Raw genomic sequence first — 7,046 nt, 5'->3', positions numbered from 1 at the left:
GGCGCGGTGCGGGGCGCGGCCGGGCGCTGCTGCGCCGGGGTGCGCTGCGCCGGGGGCCGCTGGGCATTGGGGCGCGGCGCCTGACCGCGCGCGGCGAAGTTGGCCTGACCGGGATTCTGGGGCGGGTAACCCGGTGCCTGGTTCGGTCTCGGCGGACCCGCCTGCGGGTAACCGGGGGCCGGGCCGGGCCTGCCCTGCGGGTATCCGGGATGGGGATTCGGCTGTGAGTACCCCGGCGGTCGACCGCCCGGTGGCGGGCCACCCGGCCGCTGCTGTCCGGCGGGTCGACCACCCTGCATGTTGTCGTAGGGGGAACTCACGTAGGGATCTCCAGTGCTCACGTAGACACGGCTGTGTCAGTTACATCGTTTGGCGGGGTGGTGCTCACTCACTCGCAATGCGGCGGCTCGGCGCACGCGCAGGGCGGCGCGCCCGTTTCGGGGCGGGGGCCGCTCCGAGCACGTACGACTGCACCAGGTGATTCCAGCTGCAGGTGCGGCACACCTCGACGACGTGGACCGAGAACTCCTCCTGCGTCGTCGCCAGCCGAACGAGCTCCTCCGACGTACGAGCCGAACCCGAGATCGGGCCCAGCCGGTCGCCGAAGACCCACGAGACGAGGGTGAGCTGTTCTTTCCTGCAGATCGGGCAGGTCGCGTCGGAGCCCCTGCCATGGAACTTCGCCGCGCGCAGCAGGTAGGGACCGGCGTCGCACACCTCGGCGACACCCGTCCGGCCGGAGTAGACCTCGGCCAGCAGGGATCGCCGCTGAAGGGCGTAGTCCACCACCTGCCGCTGCAATCGCACGTGACCAGAGTACGTGTGCAGTCGCGCGTGGTGTCGGGTTGGCGGCACCGCGAGCTGCGACACGCCGGGGCGCGACCCGCCGCGCACCCCGCCTCACCAGTGATGGCACCGGGCACGCCCCCGATCGCGAAACATCACTGTCGATCGCGCCACTTTCCGGCGTTCGGACGCCCCCGCGCGCCTTCTCCTATCATTCGAGCCGTGACCAGCCGCCGCACGACCCGAGCGCGGGACATCGACCGCTCGAACACCTGCACGCTGCTCGACGCCGGGTACGGCGAGGGTCAGCTGGACTTCGAGGAGCACAAGTCGCGCACGGCCGCTGCCATGTCCGCCCGGACCCTCGGCGAGCTGGAGTCCCTGGTCACCGACCTCCAGCTGCCGGCCGCCCTCACCGACACCCTCCCGGAGCCGGAGCCCGCGTCGCCGCGCCGCCTGCCGCTCAAGGCCGGCATCGCGGCCGCCGCCGTGGCGGTGGCCGCGGTGGCGCTCGTCCAGCTCAACCGGGACGGCCCCGACCCGGCGCCTGCCGCGGCCGCGCCGCTCGTGCCGGCGCCCGCTGCCCCCGCACCGGCGCCGCCGGACGCGTACTCCGACGTCGCGCCGGTGGTCATCACGCCGATCGACACCCTCACCGCGGGCGGCATCGAGCAGTTCCGCGACAAGTTCCGAAAGAAGTTCGGCGACACCCTCGTCTACGACGTGAACTTCTTCGACGATTACGTCAGCATCACGCGGATGATGCCCGGCCAGCCGGACCGCGAGCAGGACTACAGCTTCCGCGGCGGCTTCCAGGCCGACACCGCCACGAGCCACTCCGGGGACGAACCGCCATTCGACCTGGCGAGCGTCGACCTCAACGCCCTGGCGGGTCACCTCCTCGGCGCCGCCGAGTCGCTGCATGTCCCGGGCGGGACGATCAGCCACATAAGGATGGAGGTCGAGGACGGCGACCCGCAGGTGACCGTCTTCGTGGGCAACGACGCAACCGGCGCGAGCGGCCACATGTATCTGCGTCCCAACGGGGAAATCGCCGCCGTGTACCCCTACTCGCCCACCGGGTAGGCGCCGCGCTCCTATGCTCGGCGGGTGCCGAGCAATTCCGCGCTGCGCCTGCGCGCCCGCGACACCGACCGCGTCGACGTGTGCGGCCTCCTCGACTCCGCCCACGACGACGGTCAGCTCTCCGACTTCGAGCACCGCGACCGCACCAACGCGGCGATGGCCGCCCGCACCCTCTCCGAGCTCGACGCGCTGGTGTCGGACCTGCAGATCGCCGACGAGCTGAAGGGGTCGTTGCCCGTCCGACCCGCGGTCCGCGACCGCCGGTGGAACGCCGGCCTCACCGCCGCCGTCGCTCTCGCCGCCGTGGTCGCGCTCGGCGCCCTGCTGTTCTCCGCGATCGGGGGCGACGACGCAGACGCACCCGACCGCCCCGAGAACGTGCTGTCAGCGCCGGGTCTCGCCCGGATGGTCGACGACCTGCGCGCGGAGTACGGCGACGCGATGGTCGACGAGGCGACGATCTATCCGGAGTACGCGCTGATCCAGCGCGCGGAGCCGGGGGCACCCGGCATGTACCAGGGCATCGACTACCGGGATGGACTCGAGGAGCCGGACTCCCGGACCGGTCGGGATCCCAAGACGGTGCCGGTCGATCTGGCCCGTTTGGATGTCGCGAAGGTGGTCGGGCTGCTGCTGGGCGCCCCGCAGACCCTCGGGGTGGCCGAGCCGGATTCCGTCCACATGTCCCTCGAGTCGGGGGACCAGGGCCCCGAGGTGTCGATGTACCTGTCCGACGGGCGGGCGGGCAGGTCCGGCCACCTGACCGCGGGGTTCGACGGGGAGGTCTTCGCGATCCATCCCGCCGAGGACTAGCCCGGCGGGCGCCCACCCCGCACACCTAGGCGTGACACCTTGTCACACAAATGCGCATTCCCGTACGCTCCTATATATCGGCGCGATATAGTTTGCCGTCGCATCAACCGGTTAGGTGACTCAGGAGGTGTAGTGATGCTCGAACTCGCGATCCTCGGGCTGCTTCTCGAGTCACCCATGCACGGATACGAGCTGCGCAAGCGGCTGACCGGCCTACTGGGCGCCTTCCGCGCCTTCTCCTACGGTTCGCTCTACCCGACCCTGCGTCGCATGCAGACCGACGGGTTGATCGCCGAGGATGCCGGGCCGACGGGCGCCGCCATGCGGCGGGCCCGCCGCGTATACGAGCTGACACCGGCCGGCAGGCAGCGGTTCGCCGAACTCGTCGCCGACACCGGTCCGCAGAACTACACGGACGACGGTTTCGGCGTTCACCTCGCCTTCTTCAGCCGCACCCCCGCCGAGGCGCGGATGCGGATCCTCGAAGGCAGGCGGCGTCAGGTCGAGGAGCGCCGCGAGGGGCTCCGCGAGGCCGTCGGGCGGACCACCGGATCTCTCGACCGCTACACCCGGCAGCTGCATCAGCTCGGTCTCGAATCGAGCGAGCGCGAGGTGCGCTGGCTCAACGAGCTGATCGTGGCCGAACAAACATCAACAGCAGTACCCAAGAAAGAAGGAGAACCCGACCATGGGTGAGAACAGCACCTCGGTGCGCGTGGCCATTGTGGGCGTGGGGAACTGTGCCTCGTCCTTGGTCCAGGGAGTCCACTACTACAAGGACGCCGACGAGTCGGGCACCGTGCCCGGTCTGATGCATGTGAAGTTCGGCCAGTACCACGTCCGCGACGTCGAGTTCGTCGCCGCGTTCGATGTGGACGCCAAGAAGGTCGGGTTCGACCTCTCCGAGGCGATCCTCGCCAGCGAGAACAACACCATCAAGATCACCGACGTGCCGCCGAGCAACGTCACCGTCCAGCGCGGCCCCACCCTCGACGGCATCGGCAAGTACTACTCGCAGACCATCGAGGTCTCCGACCTCGAGCCCGTCGACGTTGTCGCGGCGCTCAAGGCCGCCAAGGTCGACGTCGTCGTCTCCTACCTGCCGGTGGGCTCCGAGGACGCCGACAAGTTCTACGCCCAGTGCGCGATCGACGCCGGTGCCGCCTTCGTCAACGCCCTGCCCGTGTTCATCGCCTCCGACCCGGAGTGGGCGGCCAAGTTCAAGGACGCCGGCATCCCGATCGTCGGCGACGACATCAAGAGCCAGGTCGGCGCGACCATCACCCACCGCGTGATGGCCAAGCTGTTCGAGGACCGCGGCGTCGTGCTGGACCGCACCTACCAGCTCAACGTCGGCGGCAACATGGACTTCAAGAACATGCTCGAGCGCGAGCGCCTGGAGTCCAAGAAGGTCTCCAAGACCCAGGCCGTGACGTCGAACCTGACCGGTTCGCTCGCCGGCAAGGTCCACGACCGCAACGTCCACATCGGCCCCTCGGACTACGTGGAGTGGCTCGACGACCGCAAGTGGGCGTACGTCCGCCTCGAGGGTCGCGCCTTCGGCGATGCCCCGCTGAACCTGGAGTACAAGCTCGAGGTCTGGGACTCCCCGAACTCGGCCGGCATCATCATCGACGCCGTGCGCGCCGCGAAGATCGCGCTCGACCGCGGCATCGGCGGACCGGTCTACCCGGCGTCGGCCTACCTGATGAAGAGCCCGCCGGTCCAGATGGCCGACGACAAGGCTCGTGCCGAGCTCGAGGCGTTCATCATCGGCGCGGACGACTAAGCACCGCAGACGCACGAAGGCCCCCCGAACGAATTCCGTTCGGGGGGCCTTTGTGCGCTCCGGCGCCTACCCCGGCAGCGGGATGACGATGCCCGGCAGGATCTCCACGTTCCGCGGCGGCGGTGGTGGGGGAAGCGGGGCGGGCGGCACAAACATCGGCGGGGCCGGCGGCAGCGGCACGCCCGGCGATTCCGGCGGGGCCTGCGGCGGCGGAGCCTGCTGCACCGGGCCGCTCGCATTGGTGCGGGTGCCGTCACCGGTGCTGGTGCCCCCCGAGTAGGCGGGCACGCCGGACTGGCCGCCGATGGACTCCGGCCACGGGAAGGACTCCGAGTCGGTGCCCTCCAGTGCGCCGTCCATCGTGCCCTTCCAGATGTCCGACGGCAGTCCGGAGCCGTAAATCGATCCGCCCCACTGGTTCACGATCGCCTGCGACTGCTCGGTACCCACCCAGACCGCGGTGGACAGGGACGGCGTGTAGCCGACCATCCAGGCGTCCTTGTTCATCCCGGTGTCGCCGAACTGTGCGGTCCCGGTCTTGGCCGCCGACGGCCGACCGCCGTAGAGGGCGTGCCCGTTCGAGTAGGCCGCGATCGGCAGCATCGCCTGGCTGACGTTGTCGGCCACGGCCGCGTCGAGTCGCCGTTCACCTTGCGGCACAGGGCGATCAAGCAGCACCGCGCCGTCAGCCGTCACCACCCGCTGGACGAAGTAGGGCTGGTGGTAGATCCCGGACGCGGCCAGCGTCGCATATGCGGACGCCATGTCGATCGGACGGGACTGGTACTGCCCCAACACGATTCCGTTCTCCGGCGGACCGCCGTCCTGGGTCAGGCTCTCGCCCTCGACGCCGGGGATCTGCTTCGGGATACCCGCCTCGTGCGCGACGTCGGCGATCTTCTGCGAGCCGTTCTCCATCGACAGGGTGAGCCGGTAGAAGCTGGTATTGAGCGACTGCTTGAGTGCCTGCGCGATGGTGCAGGTGCCGCACCCGTCGCCCTGGACGTTGGTGATCTCCACCTGGCCGACGGTGAGCGGGGCGCTGTTGAACATCGTCTGCAGGCCCTTGCCCTCCTTGAGCAGGGCGGCCAGCCCGAACACCTTGAACGCGGACCCGGTCTGCAGCGGCGACTGCGCGAAATCGAAACCGGCGCCGTCCGATCCGCCGTAATACGCACGGACCGCACCGCTGCGCGGATCGATGGACACCACCGCGGTGCGGAGCTCCGGGGGTTCGCCGGTCATCGTCTCGCGCACCGACTCCAGCGCCGCATTCTGCGCCTTCGGGTCGATCGTGGTGGTGATCTGCAGGCCCTCCGTGTTCAGCTGCTGCTCGCTGATCCCGGCCGCGGCCAACTCGGAGAGCACCTGCGACCGGATCAGCCCCTCCGGACCGCGCGCGGCATTCGCGTCCACCAACTGGCTCGACGGCACCACCGCGGGGAACAACGCGGCCGACCGGTCGGCCCGCGACAGCACACCCTGGTCGACCATGCCGTCGAGCACGTACCGCCAACGCGACTCGAGCCTGGCCCGGTTGGTCTCGGGGTCGAGGCTGGACGGGCTCTGGATGACGGAGGCGAGCACGGCGCCCTCCTCGACCGTGAGCTCCTCGACCGGCTTGTCGAAGTAGGCCTTGGAGGCGGCCGCGATGCCGTACGCGCCGCGACCGAAGTAGATGGTGTTCAGGTAGGCGGCGAGGATGTCGTCCTTGGACCACTGCCGGGCCATCTTCGAGGAGATGACCAACTCGCGCATCTTCCGGATGACGTTCCGGTCGGCGCCGACCAGGGTGTTCTTCACGTACTGCTGGGTGATCGTGGAACCGCCACCCGCGCTGGCCTTGCCGAGGACGTTGTCGCGGGCCGCGCGGACGAAGCCGGAGATCGAGAAGCCGGGATTGGTGTAGAAATCACGGTCCTCCGCGGAGAGGACGGCCTGCCGGACGTGTTCGGGGATCGCGGTGAGTTCGACGTCGGTGCGGTTGCCCTCCGGCGCCACGACCCTGGTGATCGGCGAACCGTCGGCGGCGAAGATCGTCGCCACCTGGTTGGTGCGCATGTCCGACGGACGCGGCACCTCCGCCTGCCAGTAGCCGACCGCGAACACCGCGACAGGCACGATCAGGAGCAGCGCCACGAGTCCGGCCGCGATCTGCAGGATCAGGCGGCGCCGACCCCGCTTCGGGGGAGTCGGCTCACCACCCGGCGGATCGCCGCCACCCGGTTCCTCGGGCGGCGGCGGGGTCGTCGGGGCCATGCTGATGGGCGAGCTCACATGCAGGATTCCTGTCTGGGAGACCGGGTCTTTCCTGCATCCTGACATTCCAACTGGACGCACGGCCAATGACGCGCCACAATTTCGCCGCTCCGACGTCGGCGTGTCACGAGAATCACCCTCAACGGATGAGGGTCAACGCACCCTCCGCCACACCGCGACGGCCAGGCCGAGCAGCGCCAGGCAGCCGGCCAGCACCAGCGACTCGGTGACGCCGGGCTCGCCGCGCACGATCCCGACCACGGCCGCGATGAACGCCATCAGCGTGAAGAACCCGAGGATCCCGATCAGCATC

At 69.7% G+C, this 7,046-nt stretch carries 7 protein-coding genes and 1 pseudogene; 4 read left to right on the top strand and 4 right to left on the bottom strand.

Annotation, left to right across the window (positions count from 1 at the left end; all coding sequences use genetic code 11):
• Together ACFQS9_RS11450 and ACFQS9_RS11445 are read right to left on the bottom strand one after the other, a co-directional pair.
• Positions 1-320 (bottom strand): annotated as a pseudogene (locus tag ACFQS9_RS11450) (hypothetical protein); the annotation flags it as partial.
• 64 nt (positions 321-384) lie between these two features.
• Positions 385-807, bottom strand: coding sequence for a DUF5318 domain-containing protein (locus ACFQS9_RS11445; protein ID WP_378404594.1), 423 nt, complete (start codon positions 805-807; stop codon positions 385-387).
• A gap of 201 nt (positions 808-1,008) precedes the next feature.
• Between ACFQS9_RS11445 and ACFQS9_RS11440 the strand changes: the two genes are divergently transcribed.
• The 4 genes from ACFQS9_RS11440 to ACFQS9_RS11425 all read left to right on the top strand — a co-directional run bounded on the left by ACFQS9_RS11440 (position 1,009) and on the right by ACFQS9_RS11425 (position 4,474).
• The gene (locus ACFQS9_RS11440; RefSeq protein ID WP_378404592.1) at positions 1,009-1,872 is read left to right on the top strand and encodes a DUF1707 SHOCT-like domain-containing protein; all 864 of its coding nucleotides are present in this window, start codon (positions 1,009-1,011) and stop codon (positions 1,870-1,872) included.
• Between the two features lie 24 nt (positions 1,873-1,896).
• The gene (locus ACFQS9_RS11435; protein ID WP_378404590.1) at positions 1,897-2,685 is read left to right on the top strand and encodes a DUF1707 SHOCT-like domain-containing protein; all 789 of its coding nucleotides are present in this window, start codon (positions 1,897-1,899) and stop codon (positions 2,683-2,685) included.
• Positions 2,686-2,820: 135 nt separating this feature from the next.
• Positions 2,821-3,381 (top strand): PadR family transcriptional regulator, encoded by a 561-nt coding sequence (locus ACFQS9_RS11430; protein WP_378404588.1) that lies wholly within the window; start codon positions 2,821-2,823, stop codon positions 3,379-3,381.
• Complete coding sequence (locus ACFQS9_RS11425) at positions 3,374-4,474, top strand: inositol-3-phosphate synthase (RefSeq protein ID WP_378404586.1); 1,101 nt, start codon at positions 3,374-3,376, stop codon at positions 4,472-4,474. The genes ACFQS9_RS11430 and ACFQS9_RS11425 overlap by 8 nt, the downstream gene beginning before the upstream one ends.
• 66 nt (positions 4,475-4,540) lie before the next feature.
• Here ACFQS9_RS11425 and ACFQS9_RS11420 read toward each other — a convergent pair whose 3' ends face one another.
• Complete coding sequence (locus ACFQS9_RS11420; RefSeq protein WP_378404638.1) at positions 4,541-6,733, bottom strand: transglycosylase domain-containing protein; 2,193 nt, start codon at positions 6,731-6,733, stop codon at positions 4,541-4,543.
• Between the two features lie 153 nt (positions 6,734-6,886).
• Positions 6,887-7,045, bottom strand: a complete 159-nt coding sequence (locus ACFQS9_RS11415; RefSeq protein WP_378404584.1) for a hypothetical protein — start codon at positions 7,043-7,045, stop codon at positions 6,887-6,889.
• Between the last annotated feature and the right edge of the window lies 1 nt (position 7,046).

This window comes from Rhodococcus daqingensis, from assembly GCF_042665615.1.
Taxonomy (GTDB): domain Bacteria; phylum Actinomycetota; class Actinomycetes; order Mycobacteriales; family Mycobacteriaceae; genus Rhodococcus_G; species Rhodococcus_G daqingensis.
Note: the sequence above shows the minus strand (reverse complement) of the source record. Positions and strands in the feature narration are given on the sequence as shown.